This window comes from Rhodopseudomonas boonkerdii (assembly GCF_021184025.1).
Classification (GTDB): domain Bacteria; phylum Pseudomonadota; class Alphaproteobacteria; order Rhizobiales; family Xanthobacteraceae; genus Tardiphaga; species Tardiphaga boonkerdii.
The window spans coordinates 1,914,578-1,937,771 of sequence record NZ_CP036537.1 but is presented as its reverse complement, the minus strand read 5'-3'; the positions used below and the strand labels follow the sequence as shown (position 1 = coordinate 1,937,771).

Annotated in this window: 22 protein-coding genes; 8 read left to right on the top strand and 14 right to left on the bottom strand. The window is 61.5% G+C overall.

Going from position 1 to position 23,194, the window contains the following annotated elements; translation table 11 throughout:
* Nucleotides 1-46: 46 nt before the first annotated feature.
* The 5 genes from E0H22_RS09045 to E0H22_RS09025 all read right to left on the bottom strand — a co-directional run bounded on the left by E0H22_RS09045 (nt 47) and on the right by E0H22_RS09025 (nt 4,848).
* Nucleotides 47-1,573: a Do family serine endopeptidase gene (locus E0H22_RS09045; RefSeq protein ID WP_233025324.1), complete on the bottom strand. Its 1,527-nt coding sequence runs from the start codon at nt 1,571-1,573 to the stop codon at nt 47-49.
* A gap of 200 nt (nt 1,574-1,773) precedes the next feature.
* Nucleotides 1,774-1,974: a DUF2065 domain-containing protein gene (locus tag E0H22_RS09040; RefSeq protein WP_233025323.1), complete on the bottom strand. Its 201-nt coding sequence runs from the start codon at nt 1,972-1,974 to the stop codon at nt 1,774-1,776.
* A gap of 152 nt (nt 1,975-2,126) precedes the next feature.
* Complete coding sequence (hflC, locus tag E0H22_RS09035; RefSeq protein WP_233025322.1) at nt 2,127-3,017, bottom strand: protease modulator HflC; 891 nt, start codon at nt 3,015-3,017, stop codon at nt 2,127-2,129.
* Nucleotides 3,014-4,168, bottom strand: a complete 1,155-nt coding sequence (hflK, locus tag E0H22_RS09030; protein ID WP_233025321.1) for an FtsH protease activity modulator HflK — start codon at nt 4,166-4,168, stop codon at nt 3,014-3,016. The genes hflC and hflK overlap by 4 nt, the downstream gene beginning before the upstream one ends.
* A 152-nt stretch (nt 4,169-4,320) precedes the next feature.
* Nucleotides 4,321-4,848, bottom strand: coding sequence for a dihydrofolate reductase (locus E0H22_RS09025; RefSeq protein WP_233025320.1), 528 nt, complete (start codon nt 4,846-4,848; stop codon nt 4,321-4,323).
* Nucleotides 4,849-5,242: 394 nt separating this feature from the next.
* On the opposite strand from E0H22_RS09025, the gene E0H22_RS09020 reads away from it, so the two are divergent.
* Nucleotides 5,243-6,052: a MetQ/NlpA family ABC transporter substrate-binding protein gene (locus E0H22_RS09020; RefSeq protein ID WP_233025319.1), complete on the top strand. Its 810-nt coding sequence runs from the start codon at nt 5,243-5,245 to the stop codon at nt 6,050-6,052.
* 67 nt (nt 6,053-6,119) lie between these two features.
* Here the strand turns inward: E0H22_RS09020 and E0H22_RS09015 are convergent, their stop codons facing one another.
* A complete protein-coding gene (locus E0H22_RS09015) occupies nt 6,120-7,190 on the bottom strand; it encodes an LLM class flavin-dependent oxidoreductase (RefSeq protein WP_233025318.1) in 1,071 nt (356 codons plus the stop codon).
* Between the two features lie 66 nt (nt 7,191-7,256).
* Nucleotides 7,257-7,448: a hypothetical protein gene (locus tag E0H22_RS09010; RefSeq protein ID WP_233025317.1), complete on the bottom strand. Its 192-nt coding sequence runs from the start codon at nt 7,446-7,448 to the stop codon at nt 7,257-7,259.
* Between the two features lie 116 nt (nt 7,449-7,564).
* Here E0H22_RS09010 and E0H22_RS09005 point away from each other — a divergent pair, with 116 nt between their 5' ends.
* The 3 genes from E0H22_RS09005 to E0H22_RS08995 are packed head-to-tail and all read left to right on the top strand — an operon-like array spanning nt 7,565 to nt 10,169.
* A complete protein-coding gene (locus E0H22_RS09005; protein WP_430715235.1) occupies nt 7,565-8,431 on the top strand; it encodes an ABC transporter permease subunit in 867 nt (288 codons plus the stop codon).
* Nucleotides 8,428-9,138: an ABC transporter ATP-binding protein gene (locus E0H22_RS09000; RefSeq protein ID WP_233025316.1), complete on the top strand. Its 711-nt coding sequence runs from the start codon at nt 8,428-8,430 to the stop codon at nt 9,136-9,138. The genes E0H22_RS09005 and E0H22_RS09000 overlap by 4 nt, the downstream gene beginning before the upstream one ends.
* 23 nt (nt 9,139-9,161) lie before the next feature.
* Complete coding sequence (locus tag E0H22_RS08995; protein WP_233025315.1) at nt 9,162-10,169, top strand: NrtA/SsuA/CpmA family ABC transporter substrate-binding protein; 1,008 nt, start codon at nt 9,162-9,164, stop codon at nt 10,167-10,169.
* Nucleotides 10,170-10,232: 63 nt separating this feature from the next.
* Here the strand turns inward: E0H22_RS08995 and E0H22_RS08990 are convergent, their stop codons facing one another.
* The 6 genes from E0H22_RS08990 to E0H22_RS08965 all read right to left on the bottom strand — a co-directional run bounded on the left by E0H22_RS08990 (nt 10,233) and on the right by E0H22_RS08965 (nt 15,941).
* On the bottom strand, nt 10,233-11,129 hold the full coding sequence (locus E0H22_RS08990) for a thymidylate synthase (protein WP_233025314.1): 897 nt from the start codon (nt 11,127-11,129) through the stop codon (nt 10,233-10,235).
* Between the two features lie 371 nt (nt 11,130-11,500).
* Entirely contained in the window at nt 11,501-12,484 is a 984-nt protein-coding gene (locus E0H22_RS08985) for a tripartite tricarboxylate transporter substrate-binding protein (protein ID WP_233025313.1), read from the bottom strand.
* Nucleotides 12,485-12,610: 126 nt separating this feature from the next.
* On the bottom strand, nt 12,611-14,176 hold the full coding sequence (locus E0H22_RS08980) for a tripartite tricarboxylate transporter permease (protein WP_233025312.1): 1,566 nt from the start codon (nt 14,174-14,176) through the stop codon (nt 12,611-12,613).
* Between the two features lie 13 nt (nt 14,177-14,189).
* Nucleotides 14,190-14,690: a tripartite tricarboxylate transporter TctB family protein gene (locus E0H22_RS08975; RefSeq protein WP_233025311.1), complete on the bottom strand. Its 501-nt coding sequence runs from the start codon at nt 14,688-14,690 to the stop codon at nt 14,190-14,192.
* A 115-nt stretch (nt 14,691-14,805) separates the two neighbouring features.
* Nucleotides 14,806-15,288, bottom strand: coding sequence for a chromate transporter (locus tag E0H22_RS08970; RefSeq protein WP_233026228.1), 483 nt, complete (start codon nt 15,286-15,288; stop codon nt 14,806-14,808).
* A 50-nt stretch (nt 15,289-15,338) separates the two neighbouring features.
* The gene (locus tag E0H22_RS08965; RefSeq protein ID WP_283818805.1) at nt 15,339-15,941 is read right to left on the bottom strand and encodes a chromate transporter; all 603 of its coding nucleotides are present in this window, start codon (nt 15,939-15,941) and stop codon (nt 15,339-15,341) included.
* 272 nt (nt 15,942-16,213) lie between these two features.
* Here E0H22_RS08965 and E0H22_RS08960 point away from each other — a divergent pair, with 272 nt between their 5' ends.
* The 4 genes from E0H22_RS08960 to E0H22_RS08945 all read left to right on the top strand — a co-directional run bounded on the left by E0H22_RS08960 (nt 16,214) and on the right by E0H22_RS08945 (nt 19,082).
* The gene (locus tag E0H22_RS08960) at nt 16,214-16,729 is read left to right on the top strand and encodes an SspB family protein (protein WP_233025309.1); all 516 of its coding nucleotides are present in this window, start codon (nt 16,214-16,216) and stop codon (nt 16,727-16,729) included.
* 92 nt (nt 16,730-16,821) lie between these two features.
* Entirely contained in the window at nt 16,822-18,240 is a 1,419-nt protein-coding gene (fumC, locus tag E0H22_RS08955) for a class II fumarate hydratase (protein ID WP_233025308.1), read from the top strand.
* A gap of 393 nt (nt 18,241-18,633) precedes the next feature.
* On the top strand, nt 18,634-18,822 hold the full coding sequence (locus E0H22_RS08950; RefSeq protein ID WP_233025307.1) for a DUF4169 family protein: 189 nt from the start codon (nt 18,634-18,636) through the stop codon (nt 18,820-18,822).
* A complete protein-coding gene (locus E0H22_RS08945; RefSeq protein ID WP_233025306.1) occupies nt 18,819-19,082 on the top strand; it encodes a ribbon-helix-helix domain-containing protein in 264 nt (87 codons plus the stop codon). Before E0H22_RS08950 ends, E0H22_RS08945 begins: the two co-directional genes overlap by 4 nt.
* Before the next feature lie 348 nt (nt 19,083-19,430).
* Here E0H22_RS08945 and E0H22_RS08940 read toward each other — a convergent pair whose 3' ends face one another.
* Nucleotides 19,431-23,087, bottom strand: coding sequence for an AsmA family protein (locus tag E0H22_RS08940; RefSeq protein ID WP_233025305.1), 3,657 nt, complete (start codon nt 23,085-23,087; stop codon nt 19,431-19,433).
* Between the last annotated feature and the right edge of the window lie 107 nt (nt 23,088-23,194).

Here is a 23,194-nt window from a genome sequence, read left to right as displayed (position 1 = left end):
TCCGGTTCGCTCGCGCTATGCGCGAGCGCCCCGGAACGACAGTGCTTTACTGCACGCTCAGCGCAACAAACCGCAGCTCGCCTTCGCCGTTCGAGACCAGCAGCAACACCGACTTCTTGCCGTCCTTCTTCACGGCATCGATGCGCTTCTTGACATCGGCAGCATTGGTCACCGCCTCCTGCGCGACCTCGACAATGACGTCGCCGGCCGAGAGGCGCTTGTCGGCGGCATCAGAACCGCTGTCGACGCCGGTGACAACAACGCCCTTCACGCTGTCCTTGATCTTGTACTTCGTGCGCAGCTCCTTGCTGAGCCCGGTCAGATCGAGGCCGAGCGCCTTCTGCGTCGCCGGCTTCTCCGCTTCCGGCGCCGCTTTCAGCGAGGCCTGCACCGGCTTGTCGTCCTCCAGGCGGCCAAGGGTGACCTTCCTGGTCTCCTCCTTGCCCTTGCGGATGATCAATACGTCCACGGCCTTGCCGACCGGACTGGCGGCGACGGCGCGCGAGAGGTCCTTCGGCTCCTTGACGTCCTTGCCGTCGAACTTCACCACCACGTCGCCCGTCTCCAGACCGGCCGGCTTGGCCGGGCCTTTCTCGTCGATGCCGGCGATCAGCGCGCCGCGGGCGGGCTTGATATTGAGGCTTTCGGCGATCTCGTCGGTGACCGGCTGGATGCGAACGCCGAGCCAGCCGCGACGCACTTCCTTGTATTCGCGGAGCTGATCGATCACGCCAGCCACCGTCTTTGACGGCACCGCGAAACCGAGACCGATGGAACCGCCGGTCGGCGAGATGATCAGCGTGTTGACGCCCACCACCTCGCCATCGAGATTGAACAGCGGGCCACCCGAATTGCCGCGATTGATCGAGGCGTCGGTCTGGATGTAGCTGTCGTAAGGACCGTTATTGATGTCGCGGTTACGCGCCGAGACGATGCCCGCGGTGACGCTGCCGCCGAGTGAGAACGGATTGCCGATGGCAATTACCCATTCGCCGAGACGCAGCTTGTCGCTGTCGCCGAACTTCACGGCCGTCACCGGCTTCACCGGGGTGAATTTCAGCAGCGCGAGATCGGTCTTCTTGTCGACACCGACGAGCTCGGCCTTGATCTTGGTGCCGTCGTTCTGGATCACCGTAATCTCGTCGGCGCCGTCGATGACGTGATTGTTGGTGACCACGAGGCCCGAGGTGTCGATGATGAATCCCGAGCCGAGCGAATTGGTCTTGCGCGGCTGCAGGCCGCCGCCCTTCTCGCCGCCGCCGCGGCCACCGCGATTCTTGAAGAAGTCCTCGAAGAATTCCTCGAAGGGCGAGCCCGGTGGCAGTTGCGGCATCGCACCGCGATTGCCGCCCTCGCCGCCATTCTTCGCCTCCACAGTCGAGGTGGTGGAAATGTTGACCACCGAGTCGATCACTTTTTCGGCGACATCGGCAATGCCGTCGGGGCCCCGGGCCAACGCTGGCGGCGCGGAGATGCCGACCAGCGCACCGACCGCGATTGCCGCGATCAGCGGACGCAAGCCGAAATTGCGCACGCGGCGCTGTGAAAGGGGTGCGAGAGTCGCGATGGGCATAGGTGTAACGTCTCCTGACGAGAGTCGGCGATTTGCGCGCAGAGTGCGCCCGAACCACACGATTGCGCAAGCCTCGCGGAACCTTGGGGCAACGGTCGCGACGCTCCCATTTGAGCGTCAGATTGCGGCGGAATGCAGATAGACCCGTTCGCGATCGTCTTGATCGCGCTGCGCTTTTGGACAGACAGCGCGGGACGCGTCTAGCGCCGCACGAACCAGATCAGGATCAGCCCCCCCACCGCGGAGATGATGCCAGCCAGCCGCAGTACGCTGTCGGGAGAGGCCAGCGCGCTCTTCATGGCACGTCGCATCCAGCCGGGAAAACCGAGAAACAGAATGCCTTCGAACACGAGCAGTATCCCCAAACCGATGAGGAAGTCGGTCAACGCTATGGACCCCACCGGTATCAACTCCCGAACTTTCGCACCCTGACGTTTCTTGGCGCAGTCTTCTGAAAAGCAAATGAGGCGCATCGTGTGACGATGCGCCTCATCCTTAGATCAGACTTGCCGCGAACGCAAAACGTACAGGCCGTTTGCGCCGCCGCGCGTCGTTATGGTCGTGCCGGGGCCGGCTTGCCGGTCGGATTGGCGAAGAAGCGGAAGAATTCCGAATCCGGCCGCAGCAGGTAACGGGTATCGTTCTGCTTCAACCCGTTCTCATAGGCCGTCATCGAGCGGTAGAACGCGAAGAAGTCGGCGTCCTTGCCATAGGCCTCCGCGAACAGACGGTTACGCTCGCCGTCGCCGTCACCGCGAATCTGTTCGGCCTGCGAGTTCGCGTCCGCGATGATGACCGTCGCCTCACGGTCCGCCTTGGAGCGGATCTCCTGAGCCTTCTGGCCGCCCTGTGCGCGGAACTCGGCCGCCTCACGCTGACGTTCGGTCTGCATGCGCTGATAGACCGCTTGGCTGTTCGCCTCCGGCAGATCGGCGCGACGGATGCGGACGTCGATGACCTGGATGCCATAACCGTCGGCCTCGCGGTCGAGCTGGTCGCGAATCTTGTTCATCAGACCTTCGCGGTCGTCACGGACGATCTGGATGAAGTTGACCTCGCCTAGCACACGGCGCATGGCGGCGTTGAGCAGCGTGGTCAGCTGGATGTTGGCAGCCTGAATGGTGCCGATGCTCTGATAGAAGCGCAGTGCGTTCTTGATGCGATAGCGCGCGAATGCATCCACCACGAGACGACGCTGGTCGTTGGCGATGACTTCCTGCGCGGGATTCTCGAGATCGAGAATGCGCTTGTCGATGGTGATCACGCTGTCGACGAACGGCACCTTGAAGTTCAGGCCGGGCTCGGTGACCACACGCACGGGTTCACCGAGGCGAACCACGAGGGCCTGCTCGGTCTGGCGCACCGTGTAGAGCGAGCCGAAACCGACGATGACCAGCACCAACAGCACGATCAGCGCAACGATACCTGAGATACCGGATTTCATCGGTTGCCCCCACTCTGCTGAGGCTGACCAGATGTCGCCGGTGGCTGACGTCGCGGCGTCAGTTCGTTCAAGGGAAGATAAGGCACGACGCCTTGCGAAGCGCCGGCGCCCGAGCCGGAATCGTTGATCAGCTTCTCGGCGCCGTGGAGAATCTTCTCCATGGTTTCGAGGTACAGACGTTCACGGGTCACGTCCGGCGCCTTCTTGTATTCTTCATAGACCTTCAGAAAGCGCGCGCTCTGGCCCTTGGCCTCGGCGATCGCCTGTTCGCGATAACCTTCGGCGACCTGCAGGATCTGCGCGGCACGGCCGCGTGCGTCCGGTACGACGCGGTTGGTATAGGTCTGCGCTTCGTTCTGCAGTCGCTGGGCGTCGGCCTGCGCCGCCTGCACGTCGCGGAACGCATCGATGACCTGAGCGGGCGGATCGACCTTCTGCAGCTGCACCTGCTGGACTAGGACGCCGGCGCCGTAACCGTCGAGCGTCTTCTGCATCAGTTCCTGCACCTGCGTCTCGGTGGTGGTGCGTGCGCCGGTGAGAATCGGCTGGATGTTGGCACGGCCGACCACTTCACGCATCACACTCTCGGCGACCGCCTTCACGGTGCCTTCCGGGTTCTGGATGTTGAACAGGAAGTTGCCCACGCCATCCGGCTTGATACGCCAGAGCACGGTGAAATCGACATCGACGATGTTCTCGTCGCCGGTGAGCATCAGACTCTCTTCCGGCACGTCGCGCACGGTGCGACCACGGCGACCGGTGTCTTCGAGGATCGACATGCCGACCGACAGCGTCGACACGCGCAGCGCCTTCGGCAGCAACACGGTCTCGATCGGATAAGGCAGATGATAGTTCAGACCTGGCTGCACGGTGCGCACATGTTTGCCGAAGCGCAGCACGACGCCGAGCTCTTCGGACTGCACGCGGAAGAAGCCGGACAGTCCCCAGATCGCACCCGCGATGACGAGGACCAGGAAGATGCCCATACCGCTGATGAAGCCACCCGGCAGCATCGATTGCAGCCGGTCCTGCCCCTTGCGCAGAAGATCCTCAAGATCGGGCGGCCTCGGTCCGGACGACTGCGGACCCGATCCCCAGGGTCCTTTCGGGCCGGGCCCCCATGGGCCACCGCCTTGATTCTTCCACGGCATTCAAACTCTCCTCTGCGCGGCCGGAGTGCCCGGTCTCGCCACGTTTGCATGGCTTTATAGGGGACGGACCCTGCTCTTACAACGCGGGGCGCCTGACCGTTGCAGCTAAGCGTAACGCTCTGTTTTTCAATGTTAACGGGCGAAAAACGAGGTCAGTTCGAAGGCCGCCGGCAATATGTCACATAGGAGAAATCGACACTGTCCTCGCCCTTGGCGGGATGCCTGACGCGGCCGGTTTCTTCCCACACAGCGCGATCCACCGGCGGTATGGTGGTATCGCCGACGGGATGCGCATGAACCTCGGTGACCTCGAGGCGATCTGCATGGGGCATCCACTGCGCGTAAATCTCCGCGCCGCCGACAATGGCGATCTCTGGCGCCGAACGGCGCAATGCATCGCCAACGGCGATGGCGCGCGCGTCGGCCAGGGATGTCACGACAACGGCGCCGTCCGCCGTGTAATGGGCATTGCGCGTGATCACGATATTGGTGCGGCCAGGCAACGGGCGGCGCGGGAATGACTCGAAGGTCTTACGGCCCATGACGATGGGCTTGCCCATCGTCAGCGCCTTGAAGCGCTGCATATCCGACTTCAACCGCCACGGGATGGTGTTGCCATTGCCGATCACCCCATTTTCGGCGACGGCATAGACGAGCACGATGTCTGGCAAGATCTTCATGGTCAAACCGCGACCCCAGCCTTGAGCAACGCGCAAGATGCGACGCTGGACGGTTTTCCGGTCAGGAGTTCCACCGCTATCTTCACTCTCATCAACGGGATTCCATAGAAGCCACCAACAGCGTCCGAAAGCCACCGACCTTAGTCATATCTGATTCCGGGGCGAACGAACGACGCCGATACAATGAGTCTGCCTCTCGGAATGAAGGGAGCGACGCAACGAAAGTTGCGAATGCTCCATTCGGCGATCCGCACCCGTCTTTCTTCCTCCAAAGCCTCAACTAAACGAAAGTCGATTTCATTGACGCCCGAGGCGCCAATCATGGATCATTTTGAAGTGGAGCAGCGCCAGCCTGCTCCTTGATTTTGCTGAAACACATCCGGACCTGATCTTCATGACCATCGCATCACGCTTTCTCGGCATTGCCCTCTCGGCGATCGTTCTCTCTTTGCCTGCTATTCACGCTCACGCGGCTGACAAGCCGCTGAAAATCGGCGTCTCCGCCGGCCCCTATGGCGACATCCTGCGCGAAGCTGCCCGCCTTTCGGAGAAAGAGGGCCTGAAGGCCGAAATCATCGAGTTCACCGACTGGAACCAGCCCAATGCGGCGCTCCAGGCCGGCGACATCGACCTCAACAATTTCCAGCATCGCTTCTATCTCGCCAACCAATCGAAAGCCCGCGGCTACAAGCTCGCCGCGCTCGATGAGTCGATCCTGGTCCCCGCCGGCATCTTCTCGAAGAAGTACAAGAAAGCCACCGAAATCCCCGATGGGGCCAAGATCGCCATCCCGAACGATCCGACGAATGCCGCGCGCGCACTCCTGCTGTTCGAGAAGGCCGGCCTCCTCAAACTGAAGCCCAACACCGGCCTGTCCGCAACCATTCTCGACGTGGCGGAGAATCCGAAGAAGCTACAAATCGTCGAAATCGACGCCGCACAACTGCCCCGGTCGCTCGATGACGTCGCCGCGGCGTTCGTTTCGTCGAACTATGCCTATCTGGCTGGCCTCGCTCTCAACACGGCGCTTGTTGCCGAGACCGAAGTGGCCGAAGCAAAGCCCTACTTCACGCTGATCTTTGCCGCGCGCGACGATCGCAAGGACGAAGCGGCCCTCAAGAAGTTCATCGCAATCTACCGTTCGCAGCCGGTGAAGGACTTCATTATTGCCAAGTTCAATGGCTCAATCCTGCCAGCCTGGTAAACTTCCCGGCAGCATGGACGCAAAAGCCCGCGCTTCCGGCGCGGGCTTTCTGTTGAGGAACGTCGACTCATCCCCGCGCTGCTTTAAGAAAGCGCGTTTCTCTCACGCGCGGAAACACCTGCTCAGCGAAGCGCTGCATTTCGGCCTCGAACGGCTGAAATTGCAGCATGAAGAGCTCGATCCCAGCCGCGTGAAACTCGCGGATGCGCGCGGCAACCGTATCGTAGCTCCCCACCAGACCGGCGGCAGTTCCGCCATTGGTACCGACGCGCGGTGTCTTCTGCATGGTCTGCATCATCACCACCTTCGGATCGGTGTTGGCACGCTGAATGGCCTTCATCGGCGCATCCTGCGCCGCCAGCGCCAACAGGCGCTGATGCGCCTGCTCCGCCTCCGCGTCAGTTTCCCGTGCGATAACAAAGGCGGAAAGCCCGAAACGCAGCGGCACCCCAGCGCGCGGCCGGGATGCCACATCGGCGATGAGCGTCGCTACGTCGCTCAAGGGCTGTCCGTTGATAAACCAGACATCGCCATGCGCCGCCACCAGATCGCGCGCGGGCTCGGACTCGCCACCCACATAGATGGCAGGCCGCGCGCGATACAGATCCTTCGGGCGCAGGGCGTAATCACGGATATCGAAGTTGTTGCCGTGATGGGTCAATCGCTCTCCGCTGGTCAGCCGCGAGACGATCGAAATCCATTCCTTGCCATAGGCGTAGCGATCGTCGTGCTCGGCGAAGCCGATACCTGCCTTTTCAAGTTCTGGCTTGTTCCAGGCATTCACGAGATTCACGGCTAAGCGCCCGCGGCTGATATTCTCGATCTGCAAAGCCATCTTCGCCAGCACAACTGGGTGAAACAAGTATGGCTTGATGGCTGCGATGATCTCGATACGGCTCGTCAGCGCCGCAAGAGCCGCCGCGGAACTCCATGTCTCGAGCTGATCGAGATCTTCCTGATGTGGATTAATGGTGTGCTGGGCGATCAGGACGGAATCGTAACCCAACGCCTCGGCCTGCAGCACCAACGCGCGATTGCGCTCCCATGAAGCGTCATACGGCTCTTCGGGATCGCGATGTGCTGCGCGTGGGCCATGCACAGGAGACCAGACTCCAAATCGAAGAGGTGCGCTGCTCATTGTTTGCCTCATGCACAGAGATCACTGAGGTTATAAGACGACCATCCGAAGCCAATGCAAGCTGGGTCATGCGACCAGGCCCTGCGGCGGCGAAATGGCGCAGACCGGAAATGGAAATTTTTTCTGAGAATGTGCTGACGAACTGAAAGAATAATCCTCATCGACGCGCAACGGCACGATCTCGATCGAGAACGTCAGTGTCATTTTCCAAAACAACGACGACCGCAGGATCATTGGCCTCAGAACGAGCGCTTCCACGTATCAAACCTAACGAATAACGCGTGGAGAACGATTTCACTGCAGAAACCGCAGACGCCATACTTGTCGTTGCTCTACATTCGCGTCCACTTCGAAACAGAGCGACGGACGCCAGAGTGAGCAACGCCGACTACGCCATCCAGCAACAATACAGCGCGTCGGCCGGCGCAGCACCGAAACGTACGATCTCGGCGTTTCCACAAATCAGATTCAAGCCCAACCTGGTCTTACTTTCATGGATTGCGCCTTTCCTGCTCATTGTCGTGTGGGAAGCGCTGGCGCAAGCGGGCTGGCTGTCGCCTCAGGTTCTGCCTGCTCCGTCCAAAGTGCTCCGCACTGCGTGGAAATTGACGCTGTCCGGCGCGCTGCTCGCCGACCTCGGTGTCAGCCTGCTACGCGCCGGTACCGGCTTTATCGTCGGCGGCAGCGTCGGCTTCATTCTCGGCACCCTTGTCGGGTTCTCGCGGATTGCCGAAGCTCTGATCGACCGCAGCGTTCAGATGATCCGCGCGATTCCCTTCCTCGCAGTTGTGCCGCTCGTCATCGTCTGGTTCGGCGTCGGTGAAGGGCAGAAGGTCTTTCTTGTCTCTCTCGGCGTTGCTTTTCCGATCTACATCAACACCACGCTCGGCATCCGTCAGATCGATCCGAAACTGCTCGAGCTTGGCCGCGTGCAGGGACTTTCCACCTGGCAAATGATCCGGCGCATCATCCTGCCCGGCGCGCTGCCTTCGATCCTGACCGGCGTCCGCTACTCTCTTGCGACCGCGTGGCTGGCTCTGGTCGTCGCTGAAACGGTTGGCGCCCAGTCCGGCCTTGGTTTTCTCGCCATGGACGCCCGCGAGTTCCTGCGGACCGACGTGATCGTGCTCACCATCGTGATCTATGCACTGATCGGCGTCGCCGCCGACTCCATCGCCCGCCTGCTCGAGCGCAGCCTGCTGGCCTGGCATCCCAACTACGGCAAAAGCGAACGCGCATGAGCATCCCGGAAACAATCGCCGAAGCCGCCGTCACCGTCAGCGCACTGACCCGCACATACGGCGCCCGCACCGTCATCGACCGCCTCGATCTTCGCATTGGTCGCGGCGAGTTCGTCGCCCTGCTCGGTGAAAGCGGCTGCGGCAAGACGACATTGCTGCGCGCCCTCGCCGGCCTCGACCCAATCCAGGGTGGCCATATCGATGCGCCCGGACGCCCTGCCGTGGTGTTTCAGGAGCATCGCCTGCTGCCGTGGGACACGCTCTGGCAGAATGTCTCGCTCGGGCTGCGTGGCCCCGATCCGCGCAAACGTGCCGCTGCGGCACTTGTCGAGGTCGGCCTCGGAGATCGCCTCGACGATTGGCCGCGCAACCTGTCGGGCGGGCAGGCGCAACGAGTCGCGCTGGCCCGTGCGCTGGTGCAGGAACCCCGGCTTCTGCTGCTCGACGAACCCTTTGCGGCGCTCGATGCCCTGACCCGTATTCGCATGCACGTGCTGGTTAAGGAACTCGTCGCTCGCCACCGGCCCGGAGTCCTGCTTGTCACCCACGACGTCGACGAGGCGATCGCGCTGGCCGATCGCATTCTGGTTATGCGCCACGGAACCATCGCTGCCGAGCACCGAACGCCGGTCCACGGCGGTCCCGCCGCCACGCGCGACCAGCTGCTGCGCGAACTCGGCGTCGCCAGCGATCTTCAAGTTGCCTGACATCAACCCGGGAAAGCTCATTCATGTCAAAACGTCTCTTTACGCCGTCACGCCGCGACCTGCTCAGCGGGGCGATGGCGGGTCTCAGCGCCTATGCCGGCATTCATTTCACCGGCAGCGATGATGCCATCGCCGATACTGGCCGGAAGACCGACAAGGTCCGGCTGACCTGGGGTTATCATGGGCTCACTTTGATCGCGAAAGAGCGCGGCGAGTTCGAAAAGGAACTGGCGAAGGACAACATCAAGGTCGAGTGGCTTGGCCCGTTCCCGAACCATGCGCCAACATTGCAGGCTGTCACCGGCGACAGCGCGGATTTCGGCTTCGGCGGCAGCACGACGCCGGCATTGGCCGCGATCATCGCCGGCTCGCCGCTGGTCTTCACACAATTCGTCCTGTACGAGCCGCGCACCACGGCGATTATCGCCAAGGACGATTCCGGCATCAACAAGGTCGAGGATCTGGTCGGCAAGTCAGTTGCCGTCAACCGCTCCGGCCTTGGCGAGTTCCTGCTGATCGCAGCTCTGGAGAAGCACAAGGTTGATCGATCGAAGGTCAAGTTCGTGTATCTGAACCCGCCCGACGCGGCGCCTGCCCTCGCCTCGGGCAAAGTCGATGCGTGGTCGATGTGGTCACCCGGCGTCGATATCGCACGGCTGGACTACAAGGCACACGACGTCTTCCTCGAAGGGCGCGACCTGCCGTTCCAGATCGACTTCTCCTCATATGTGACGTCACGCAAATTTGCCAAGGACAATCCGGCTCTCGTGCGTGCACTGAACGCCGCCTATGAGAAGGAAGCGCAATGGGTCAATCAGAACACCCGCGACGCTGAGTATCTGGTCCAGAAAGTCGCCAAATATGACGACAGGATTCGCGACCAGTTCATCGAGCGCAAACGCAACTACAAGCTGATCCCGGTGTCCGACAAGAAGTTCGTTACTGAGCTGCAGAACGCGGCGAACTGGCTGACGGAGCGGAAAGTCCTGCCAGAGTCCGTCACGGTTGCAGACCATCTGGCAGGCGGCTGAACTTCCCTCGATGCGGACGGCAGGACCACTTCGAAGGCCCTGCCGCCCGCCCGCTGCTCGTCCTCAGACGGCAACGTCGGCCTTGATTGGCGGATGAGGCGAGTACCCTTCGACCTCAAAGTCTTCGATCCGGTAGTCATCGATGCTCGATGCCCGCCGAACGATTTTCATTTTCGGCAACTGGCGCGGTTCACGCGTGAGTTGTTCGCGCGCCTGATCAAGATGATTGAGATAGAGGTGCGCATCTCCGGCGACCCACACGAGTTCGCCAGGTCGAAGATCGGCCTGCTGGGCTAACATCAACTGCAAAGCGGATGCCCCCACATAGTTGAACGCAGCGCCAAGCAGCAGGTCTACGGACCTTTGAAAAAGCAGGCAGTTGAGCCGCCCGTCGGACGTAACGTGATACTGGTAGACCATGTGGCACGGGGGAAGCGCCATCGCCCCCAGCTCCGCGACATTCCACCCGTGAAAAAGCATGCGGCGGCTTGCGGGATTGGTTTTCAGCGTCGTCACCAGCTGGGCGATCTGATCATGTTCGCGCCCATCGGCCCCGAGCCATCGGCGCCATTGCTTTCCGTAGACAGGGCCGAGCTCGCCCCACCTCGCGGCGAACGCATCGTCGCCAATGATACGGCTCTCAAATTCTTCCTGGGTAATGCTTTCGCCTGTCTCCGTCCGGTAGCGCGCCAACGGCCAATCGGTCCAGATCCGAACGTTCTCCCGGAGAAGCGCCTGAATATTGGTTCCACCCGTCAGGAACCAAAGCATCTCTTTAATGGCGGTCTTCCAATAGACGCGCTTCGTCGTGAGAATGGGCACATGGCCGTCGGACAGATTGAAACGAACGACTGCGCCAAAAATCGAGCGGGTACCGATCCCCGTTCGGTCGAGCCGCTCGTCGCCGTGCTCGAGCGCAAGCCTGAGCAAATCGAGGTATTGAGTTTCCGGATGTATCATATGGACAGCGCGCCAAGGTCCCGACTGTCGCAGAACTACTGGGAATGCGTCACCGCCTTGCCCGGCAGACTGACTGCGGTCGTTACGCGGCCGCCGTAGCGCGACGACTCAACTATAGGCAAGTCGTCCGAAAATGACAGCGCTAGTTTCAGGGACAAGGAAATTGCCCAGCGGGGTCAATGCCATAGTTGAACAGCAGTCAAAACTTTCGCCGTTAAACCGCAGAAGAATCCCGCCCCCGGGTCGACATTAGCCGAGTGCTGACAGAGCTGGAACAGGCAGCGATACGGCGCCGCCACGCCTCCCCAAATGACGAGGGCCGGACCCGTGAAGGATCCGACCCTGCAATCAAACCACTAGATGGTTCCCGCTTACTGGGCGGGCTTCAGCACGGCCGACCACTTGGTGACTTCGCTCTTGACCAGCTCGCCGAGAGCAGCCTGGGTGCGGGCTTCCGGCTTCGGAATATCCGAGCCGAGATCGAGCAGACGCTTGCGGACGTTCTCATCGTCCAGCGCCTTGGCGGCAGCCGCATTCAGCTTGGCGGTGATCGCAGCGGGCGTGCCCTTGGGTGCGAAGATCGCATTCCAGGCCGAGGCCTGATACTTCGGCAGGCCGGCTTCGGTAGTGGTCGGCAGATCCGGCAGCGATGCGTTGCGTTCCGGAGTGGCCACAGCGTAAGCCTTGATGGTACCGCCCTTGATCTGTGGTACGGCGTTGACGATCTGATCGCACATGTAATCCACCTGGCCGCCGACCAGCGCGTTCATCGCCGGGCCGGTGCCGTTGAACGGCACGCCGATCGGCTTGATATCGAGCACCGAAGACAGCAGCTCACATGACGAATAGGACACCGAGCCGACGCCGGCATGCGCCATGTTCAGCTTCTCGTTGTTCGCCTTCACATAGGTGACGAATTCCTTGAGGTCCTTCGACGGGAAATCCTTCTTGGCGAGGATAAGGATCGGCGTGCCGGCAAGCAGCGCGACCGGCTCGAAGTCCTTCTCAGGGTGATAGGCGAGCTTCGGATACAGCGGCACCGACGCAGCATGCGTGCCCATGTGACCGGTGATGATGGTGTAGCCGTCATTGGCCGCGCGTGCAGCGCGGGTCGCACCCGTGGTGCCGCCGGCGCCGACCACGTTTTCGATGATGATCTGCTGGCCGAGGGTCTTCGACATATCGGACGCGACGATGCGCGCGATCACGTCGGTCGGGCCACCGGCCGCGAAGGGCACGATCATGGTGATGGCCCGGGTCGGATATTCCTGCGCCTGCGCCTTGGTCGAAACGGTGCCGATGCCGGCCAATGCCGCCACGCCGCCGATCGCAAGCATGCTCTTAAATGACTTCATATTATTGCCTCCCAGACCGAAGTTTCTGCGCCGTAGTGTCGTATCGCGCGGCACTCATACAAAGCAACGGCCCGAAGTCCATTCGACTTCGGGCCGCGGCGGAGTGACGCAGCAGTGAGTAGGGCCTCAGCTCTCGGACTCGACGAAGACTTCGTCGCGCTTCTTTCGCAATGCGGGAAGCACGGCGAGGATCAGCAGGAAGGCCGAGATCGCCATCAGCGACGCCGACAGCGGACGGGTGAAGAACACCGTCGCATCGCCGCGCGAGATGAGCAGGGCACGACGCAGATTCTCTTCCATCAGCGGGCCGAGCACCATGCCGAGCAGCAACGGAGCCGGCTCGAAGTCATGCTTGATCAGCCAGTAACCGATCAGACCGAACACGCCTGCAAGGACGACGTCCATCGGCGCGTTGTTCACCGAATAGATACCGATGCTGCAGAACACCACGATCGACGGGAACATCAGGCGATACGGCACACGGAGCAGACGCACCCAGATGCCGACCATCGGGAGGTTGATGACCAACAGCATCAGATTGCCGACCCACATGGAGGCGATCATGCCCCAGACGAGATCGGGCTGCTTCTGCATCACCTGCGGACCCGGGACGATGCCGTGAATGGTCATCGCACCGACCATCAGCGCCATCACCGCATTCGGCGGAATGCCGAGGGTGAGCAGCGGGATGAACGACGTCTGCGCAGCTGCGTTGTTGGCGCTTTCCGGCGCCGCGACGCCTTCGATCGCACCGCGACCGAACTTCTTCGGGTTCTTCGAGAGTTTCTTCTCGAGGGTGTAGGCTGCGAAGGACGCGATGACCGCGCCGCCGCCCGGCAGGATGCCGAGGATCGATCCGAGCACCGTACCGCGCAGGATCGGAGGCGTCGACGTGATCATGTCTTCCCTGGTCGGCATCAAGCCGGTCACCTTCGACTGCACCAGCTGGCGATCTTCTTCGCTGCCGGCGTCGAGGTTACGGATGATTTCCGCGAAGCCGAACAGACCCATCGCGACGGTGGCAAAGCCAAGACCATCGGCGAGCTCGGGAATGTTGAACGACATACGCGACGCGCCGGTCTCGATGTCCGATCCCACCATCGACAGCAGCAGGCCGAACACGATCATCGCGATCGCCTTCAGCACCGAGCCCTTGGCGAGCACGACCGCAAAGATCAGGCCGAGCACCATCAGCGAGAAGTATTCCGCCGGACCGAAGGCCAGCGCGAGCTTGGTCAACGGCGCGCCAAGGATCGCGATCAGAACGGTGGCAACGCAGCCGGCGAAGAACGAGCCGATAGCGGCAATGGCGAGCGCCGGACCGGCACGGCCCTGCTTGGCCATCTGGAAGCCGTCGAGCGCGGTGACGACCGAGCCCGCTTCACCGGGAATGTTGACCAGGATCGATGTGGTCGAACCGCCATACTGCGCGCCATAATAAATGCCGGCGAGCATGATCAGCGCGCCGACCGGCGGCAGGCCGAAGGTGATCGGCAGCAGCATCGCCACGGTGGCGATAGTGCCGATGCCCGGTAGAACACCCACGAGCGTACCGACCAGCGCACCGATCAAACACAACAGGATGTTCATCGGAACGGGAATGCTCATCCCGCCCAGAAAAGGCGGCGCCCACTGCACGAACTGAAAGACGGTCGCGAAGCCGAGACCGAGATTGGAAAAAAGATCGCCCATAACGCCCTCGTCCTCAGCGCATCAGAAAGGTTGGCCACATCTGCAGCGGCAGACCCAGCGCATACGGGAACAGCAAGGCGCAGAACGCCGTGAGGCAAGCGCCGACGATGGCGGTTTCGATCCAGCGCGTCTCGGTCGAACCGAGCGCCGCGATCAGGAAGCTCGACATCGCCGAGAAGATCATGCCCATCGGGCGGATGCACAGAGCGAAGGAAAGGATCGCAAGGCCGACGAAGAACGGACCGCGCCAGTGAAACTTTTGCAACGCCGGACCTTCATTGAAGATGCCGACCACCATCACGGCAGCGCCAAGAGCGAGCAGCAGAATGCCGAACATCCGCGGCGCGGTGCCTGCGCCGAACGAGAAGCCGTGCATGCCCTGCAGATCGCTGGACGCCCACAACGCAAATGCAGCAATCGCCATCAGGGCGAGGCCACCGATAAAATCCTGCGGGCCTTTGACCCAGCTAGGTAAAATTGATTTCTCCGGCGCGTGGCTCGGCGCATCACTCATTGGTACGTCCCTCTAGTCACGAGCTTATAGCCCAGGTCTTGTAGTCGAAGTCGGATAGCTCAAGTCATTCGGGGCCGCCCAACGACCCCGTTGGCAAGCTTGCTAGCCACTTTCGTCAGAGAATGCCAGCGAAACCAAGTAATCCGCCGCCAACTAACAACCATAGCGGGTTAAGCCGCGTTGCAAAGGCCAGAACGGCTGCAACCGCGGTGACGGAATATGCTATTATTGAAGTATCTGCGGTCATCATCACGATGAGGCCGCTCGCGCTCATTAGACCAATGGATAATGGGACAAGTGCTGCCTGCACAATTCCTGGCCACGTCGCGTGCGTCGAACGCGCGAGAAAACGGCTGACATAGTAGGCGACAACCGCCGTTGGACCGCACATCGACAAGGTGGCAACCAGGGCGCCGAGAATACCGGCGACCTGATAGCCAATCAGTGTGACGATGAGGACGTTGGGGCCTGGCGAAAGCTGCGAAATAGCAAAAACGTCGGAAAACTGTTTATCCGTGAGCCAGTGATTGACGTCTACTGCAATGCGGTGAATTTCGGGAATCGCTGAATTGGCGCCACCAACGGCGAACAGCGACATCAGACCGAAGGTCCTGGCGACCGTCCAGAGCGTGCCGGTACCAATCTGGTTCACGCCCCGCTCCTGCGCCGCACCATTATCGTCAGCAGAACGCTCACCGGGACCCCAACCAGCAGCACGATGGGCAGCGGCCAGCGCACCAGTCCGACCGCAACGAAGACGGCGAGCATTGTCAGCAGGTCGAGCGGCTCGCGCTTCTTCAACAGTGGCAGCATCATCCGCGCGATCACCGCGAACAGCAATCCGACCGCAACGCAGGAAACGCCTGCCAGTGTGCGGCGCAGCGCTTCCAGATCGCCATAACGTGAATAAAGAATCGCGAGAAAGGTGACGATCAAGACGGGCGGACCGAGCAGCCCCGCGAAAGCGGCGACGGCACCGGGAATGCCGCGAATACGAGCGCCGAACACCACCGACAGATTGACAATGTTCGGCCCCGGCAAGAAATGACAGATGGCGAAGGTTTCGTTGAACTCCTCCGCTGTCATCCAGCCATGCTGCTCGACAATGGCCCGGCGGGCCCAGACAAGCACGCCGCCGAAGCCGGCCAGGGACATCTTCGCAAAGGCGATGAACAGCGTCCCTAATCCAACGGGCGCCGGGGTTGTATTTCCCGAGCTTTCAGCCGTGAGTGGGGGCGATGGGGCAGGCATGGCGCCGGTTTAGGCCGAGGAAGAGGCCGCGCCAAACGATTTTTGCGTGGTTTTTGCCCCAATATCGGCTCCAGAGCCATCCGATCTGTTTCGCGACACATCACTCTTATATATAGAGTGCACCCGTCCGTCCCGGACTGCCAGTCTCCAAGGCTGCTGACCGCGGTTGCACGCGGGCGTATGGAATGGGAAGGATGGCGCGAGTCGGCTTCCCGACATCGCCACAATTGCCGATACATCCTCTATCAAGACGAAAGCGACGGGGCCGAACGATGCCGACCGATCATATTCGCTACGACGTGCTGGCCCGGGACGCCCTCCGTGGCGTGCTGCGCAAGGTGCTGATCGATGCCGCCGAACATGGCCTGCCGGGTGAACACCACTTCTTCATCACCTTCGTGTCCAAGGCGGACGGCGTGAAGCTATCCCCGCGCCTGCTGGCGCAGTATCCGGAAGAAATGACGGTGATCCTGCAACATCAGTTCTGGGATCTCACGGTGACCGAGGACCGCTTCGAAGTGGGCCTGTCTTTCAACGGAATCCCCGAGCGCCTGGTCGTTCCGTTTGCAGCAATCAAGAGCTTTTACGACCCGTCGGTGCAGTTCGGCCTGAGCTTCGAGACCGAAGCCGCTGCCGAAGCGCCGGCTGCGAGCACGCCCTCGGCGACGACGCCTGCTGAGCCCCTCCCCTCCGCGCCCGCATCCCCCGAAGCGCCCGCCGAAGGCGAGGCGCCGAAAAACGGCGAAGGGGCGGAAGTCGTCCGATTAGACCGCTTCCGGAAAAAATAAGCGCAAGAGCGTGTAGAATGAACGGGCCGCAGCGATGCGGCCCGTTTCGTTTTGCGCCGCGTCCTTCGGCGCAGCAATGCAGGAAGCCCATCATGGCCAAATCGCAGAAGAAGACATCCGCCGCGTCCACTCGCACCGAGACCGATAGTTTCGGCCCGATCGCTGTCGCCGCCGACCGCTATTGGGGCGCACAAACGGAACGCTCGCGGCAAAACTTCCGCATCGGCCATGATCGTATGCCGATGCCGCTGGTGCATGCGCTCGGCATCGTCAAGCTCGCTGCCGCGGAGACAAATCGTGAGCTCGGCATATTGCCGCCGAAGCTCGCCAAGGCCATCGTCCAGGCCGCCCGCGAAGTCATCGACGGCAAGCTCGACGATCACTTCCCGCTCGTCGTCTGGCAGACCGGCTCGGGCACGCAGACCAACATGAACCTCAACGAGGTGATCGCCAATCGTGCCAACGAATTGCTGGGAGGCGAACGCGGCGCCAAAAGGCCGGTGCACCCCAACGATCACGTCAACATGAGCCAGTCCTCGAACGACTCGTTTCCGACCGCGATGCACATCGCTGCAACTCAAGGAATCACGCACGATCTCATCCCCGCTTTGAGCGAGCTGCTTGTTGCGCTGCGCAAGAAGGAAAAAGCCTTCGCCAAGATCGTGAAGATCGGCCGCACGCACACACAGGACGCAACGCCGCTGACGCTCGGCCAGGAATTCTCCGGCTACGCATCGCAAGTCGAGAACGGCATTGCGCGGCTGCGTATGGCAGTGAAGGACCTGCACCCGCTCGCGCAGGGCGGCACGGCGGTCGGCACCGGCCTCAACTCGAAGCCTGGTTTCGCCAAACTATTTGCCAAGAATGTGCAGAAGATCACAAAGCTGCCGTTCACGAGTGCGACGAACAAATTCGAAGCTCTGGCCTCGAACGACGCTTATGTGTTCGCACACGGGGCAATAAATTCCCTCGCGACAGGACTATTTAAAATTGCAAACGACATTCGCCTGCTTGGCTCCGGCCCGCGCTCGGGACTTGGCGAACTCATTCTTCCGGAGAACGAACCCGGCTCATCGATCATGCCGGGCAAGGTCAATCCGACACAATGTGAAGCGATGACAATGGTATGTTGCCAGGTATTCGGGAACCATACGACCATCACCGTGGCCGGCAGCCAGGGACACTTCGAGCTAAACGTCTACAAGCCGGTGATGGCGCATTGTATGATGCATTCCATCCGGTTGGTTGCGGACGCTGCGCGATCCTTCACTGAGCACTGCATCAATGGCATCCGCGCCGACGAAAAGCGCATCCGCGAACTGACGGAACGCTCACTCATGCTCGTCACCGCACTGGCTCCCAAGATCGGCTACGACAACGCAGCGAAGGTTGCCAAGGCTGCGCATGCTAACGGAACGACTCTCAAGGAAGAAGCGTTGCGCCTGAACCTCGTCGACACAAAAGAGTTCGATCGCCTCGTACAGCCGGTCAAAATGATACAACCAGGATGAGTACTTATTATGGAGACAAATATTTTTCTCACAGCTTGTTGAGAATATCTCAAAAGCGAAATAGTTATAATTCATACCGCTGAATTTAGTTAGGGTGACCAACTATCGTTTCCAACGGTTACTGCGATTAGTAGGAAGCCGACTTGAGAAGATGACTTGATGAGTCAACTCGATCCGAGCTGCCTCATAATAAGTGACTTCAGAAAGCCGGCTTCGGAAGTTCGGCGGTGCTGCTAACTATGATTGAGTTCGACTGCTGTTTTTGCGTTAAAGATACGGAGTGAATTTTTTGGATGGACGACGAAACCAACCGCGCTCCCGCCTCGTATCAGTACCTGACGGAAAAGTCTGCGTTGCGCGATCCATCACCTTATTGAACGACAGGAGCGATCATTGGGTGACCTGATCAATCTCAATCGCTTCCGAAAGCGCGCAGCGCGCGATGAAGCTTCCCGACAAGCGGACATCAATCGCGCCCGTTTTGGTCGCATCAAATCCGAACGTACCCTAGAGGAGCAGCGCACTGCCCGTGCGAACACCATGCTTGACCAGCATAAAATCGATGGCGAGAGCGCATCATGAAGTCGCCCGTAGTTAAAAGATCGATCGTCGTTGCGGGACACAAGACCAGCGTGAGCCTCGAAGAGGCGTTCTGGAACGGCATGAAGGAGATTTCCAATCTCCGCGACATGACGCTTTCGGAACTGGTGGGAGAAATCGACACCAATCGCCAGCAGGGCAACCTGTCATCGGCGATCCGGCTCTTCGTGCTCGACTACTTCCGCACCCGCGCGGCACCGCCACAGCGTGGCATCGAAAGCAACACGAACCTGTCCGCCTGATCGGATCGGGCAGCTGGCTGCCCGCGCCTTCGACCATGCGTTACGGAAGCGCTGACGGTTTCCGTAGCATTGGCCGATGGAGTATGGCACCCGTGTCGATCCATTGAAGATGGATCAAGCACCGCGCATCATTCGGACATCGCTAGAGCACAGAGCAATTTCTGCTTTGATGGAATTGCTTCCCGGACGCGATTGGCATTCCAAGTGAAGCTTCGCAGAGCTGGGACCACAACAGACGCCGAGCGTTGCACGGTTCCGGCGCTCTGCGCAGCTGCATTGTCGGCAATGCTCTGCATCGCCTGCGCTGCAGGGCGTCCGGAACAGGACTCTATCAAGATCAAAAATACTCTAGAAGCTTGGCTTGGCCGGTGACGTAGCTGCAGGTGGCGTGAGCATGAGTGGCGGGGCGGGACGCTGCTTTGGCTGCGCGCGGGCAGCCCCCGGTGCCGGACGGACCTCAATCGGTGCAGGCAGCGGCGCAATCTGCTGGCTGACGACCGGCGGGACGATCACCGGTCGTGGGGCAGCAGCTCTGGGGGGCGCCCTGCGTGGCAAGGGAATATCCGGCGATGTCGGCACCGACGATATCGGCGCATCGTTGGGCGCAGGGCCCTCGACCGGAGGTGCGATGCGCGGCGGCGGAAGCGCAGCCGGCACCGGGGCGGGCGCCTGCGATGCTCCACGTTCCAGCAGATCGAGCCGACGCGTCTCCCGATCGATCGCCCGCACCGCGAGCCACGACGAGAGCGACGCAACATCGACCGTAAGATCCAGCCTGTCAGGCGGCCCCATCAGGAATAACTGGATTTCCGGACGCGCAGTCGAGCTTCCGGTCGCGGCGCCAAGCAGGCTCGCGCGCATATCGACCTGATCGGCGACGATGTCGTACCCCCCCGAAACAACGGCGCGTGCGCCTTCGGCTTCGAGCGTGGTGGCCCCGACGCGCAGTCGGCTGTCCTTGAGACTGAACGGGATCTGCGCGGAGGCTATCGCAAACTCGCCGCGCCCAAGCGCCTGCTGCACGATCTGCTTGAGCTTGGCATCGTTGGTCGCCTGCCCGCTATCGCTGGCACCGATCGCGGCGTCGAACACACGCGGATCCAGCCCGGCGATGCGCACCCCGTCGATAGTCGCGAGACCGTCGCCCGTCACAGCGCCTTCAAGCGCCGAGGCGCTGCGCCCCTGCGACGCGACGCTCATCTTCAGCGAAACCTTGCCGGCCGGCATCGCGAGACCGCGATAGCGTAGCGCGCTGCCTTCCGCGCCAGTTGCCGCGATGCGCGCATCAAATGAATAACCTGTCGTCGCGGCTGGCTTGAGATCGATATCGGCCACGACATCGCCACTACCGAGCTTGCCCCTGATCGGATCGATGGTCAGCGCATGGCCGTCGCTTTTGATTGTTGCGTTCAGCAGCTGGAACTCGGTGCCACCGGGCAGGCTTGCGCGCTGCGTTTGAAAGGCAAGCTGACCACGCCAGCCTCGCAGCATCCCGCCGCCGAGAGGTTCGGTGGCCTCTCGCCCCCGCGCACCGATCATCCAGCCGAATGCGGAGGCCAGATCAATATTGTCGGCACCGAGCTGACCGTCGACCGACTTCTCGGGCCCGAGCGTCATGGCCAGACGACCGCGCAGCCGTGATCCCGCGATCGTGCTGTCGATATCGTCAAGATCGAGCTTGTCGCCATTCAACCCAACGCGGGAGGACAGATTCAACCTTGCAAATGGATCGGAGCTCTCAAGGCCGAGCAGCGGCGCCGCATTGGCTCCGCGCAGCGCCAGCATCAGCGCTACCTTCGGCATCTGCGCAAAAGGCTCGACACTTCCCTGTACATCCGCATCGAGATCATCGCCCGAGAGCTTCGCCTTGACGCGCATCGGCGCACGCCATGCGCCCGTGGCGCTCGCCTCGAGGATCAGCGGCGCATTGCTCGCCGCGAGCGCGCCGTTCAGGCCGAGCAGCGTAAGCATTGGGCCACCCTGCCCCTTCAAACTGGAATCGAGCGATAGCTCGCTCCGCAACAACGCGTCACCATCGAGGTTGCGCATGGCCGCCAGCGTCGGTGCAGCCGTGATCGTCAGCGCACCCTTGACCTGCGGCGCGTCGATATCGAGCGACATCCGCGCATCGGCGTGATCGGGCTTCGCCTGCGATTTGGCCATCGCAAGCGCGAGCTTCAACTTCGCGGCACCCGGCATCGCCGACAGTTCGCTGATGCGTGTCGCTGCGGCTGGCACAAGGGGCGCGATGGTCTTGCCGATCTGCGCAAGCGACGGCGCACTCGCACTCAGCATCAACTTGCCGGTGGCCTCAGCGCGATCGAACGCACCGCTGCCATCGAGCATCAGCCCCGCGGGCTCTCCAACCCTGAAGCGATCGAGCGCGATCGTTTTCGGACTATAGACCAGCCGGGCTGCGAAAGGACGCATCTCCTGACCTGAGGCGATCGCGCGTCCGATATCAAGCGACAGTTGCCCCGTTTCGGGCCATTCCGCATGCGAGCCGCCGAACGAGCGCACCAGCGCCATCGCTGCATCGAGATCGAGACGATCCGCACGCAGGTCGGCATCGATCCGCGAGCCCTCCGAAGATGATGGATAGTTGAGCGCGACGCGGCCTTCCAGCGCCCCTCCATCGATCTCCGCTTTCAAACCTGCGAGCGAAAACCCATCCGCATGCGAGGTGAAATTACCGCGAATGCGCAGCGGCTTTTGATCGCGCAGCGATGCATCATTGCGCCCCTTGAGCCAGCCAGCAAGGATATCAGGATCGACGGATTCGATATTGATCGCTCCGGCGAAGCCTTTGGCGTCAGGTTCAGCCGCACCGCTGGCAACCACCTGCGTCCCGCCCGGCGCACGGAATTCGAGCCGCTCGACGACCCAGGATGTCCTGTCGCCGTGCAGGTCGGCGCCGATATTCATCATGGGGCGCCCGCCAAGCGTGATCTGCTCGGCACTGATTGCGATCTCAGTCCGTAAGAGAGGCTGCGGAATGAAGGCCGTCAGCCTGCGCAGCGCCGCAATCGGAGTAGCGGTGTTGCCACCGTCCTGCTTCGCAAGCCATCGATCCGCATCGAATTGCTTTGCCGACAAGACGGCATGCAGCAGAGGCGATGCGCCGAAGCGGAGATCGGCAACACCGGTCAGCTTCAGCCCGCTGTCGTCGGCGCCGTAACTCACATCGATGGTTTCCAGCCGCGCCTGCGCCGGATCGGCCTTCACCTTGCTGACAAGGCGCCAAGGCACATTCGACAACGTCATGTCGGCCTTGTTCGCCGTATTCGCGATGGTCATCGCGCCATCGAAGCTGGGCGTACGATTGTCGAAGCTCAGGGTGCCATCGAGATCGAGACCGGGCGATGTCTCGCCGGCATCCACGACGAAACGCAGCCGTGTACCATTGCCATCCCCGGCCTGACCGGATGAGATGCGGAACGGATAACGCGTACCCGCATGGGTGAAATTACCGTCCCCCCGCATGGCGCCTGCTGCCAACGAACGGACGTCGCCGCTGAAGGCGATGTCGCTGAGCTCGAGCGTCGAGCGGCTTGCGGCATCATGCAGACTGAGACGACCGGTGACATTCAATCGATCGATCGCCAGAGCGCCGAGATTGAACGGGCCGGTCGATGCCGGCAGATCGAAACGCCCCTGCGCGTTGAGGCCGAGGTCTGCGGCAGCGCCATCAACCGTCAGTTCGGTCGCGCGCCATTCGCCACGCAGCAAAGAACCGAGGCTGAATTCGACATCGAGTTTCTCGGCGCGGAAGCGACCGAGATCATTCGCGCCGCCGATGATGATGCCGTGCAACTGGAGCGACGGCGCCGGCAACAGCCGCGCATCGAGCGCGCCGGTCACACGCACCTTCGCGCCGACGATACGTGTCGCCTCCGCCTCGAATTGTGGGCGGAATTGGCTCCAATCGACGAAGAACGGCCCGACCAGAGCAGCCACCAGCGCCAGGATGAATGCTATCGCGAGGCCGAGCAGCGTGGTCTGCACGGAATCTCCCCTTTGACGGCCCGCGGCATCCGCGTGCCCGCTCACTACGTTCCGGAATGCGCCGGACGAACTCTATCTATAGAAATCTATAGAAGGAACTGTGGCGA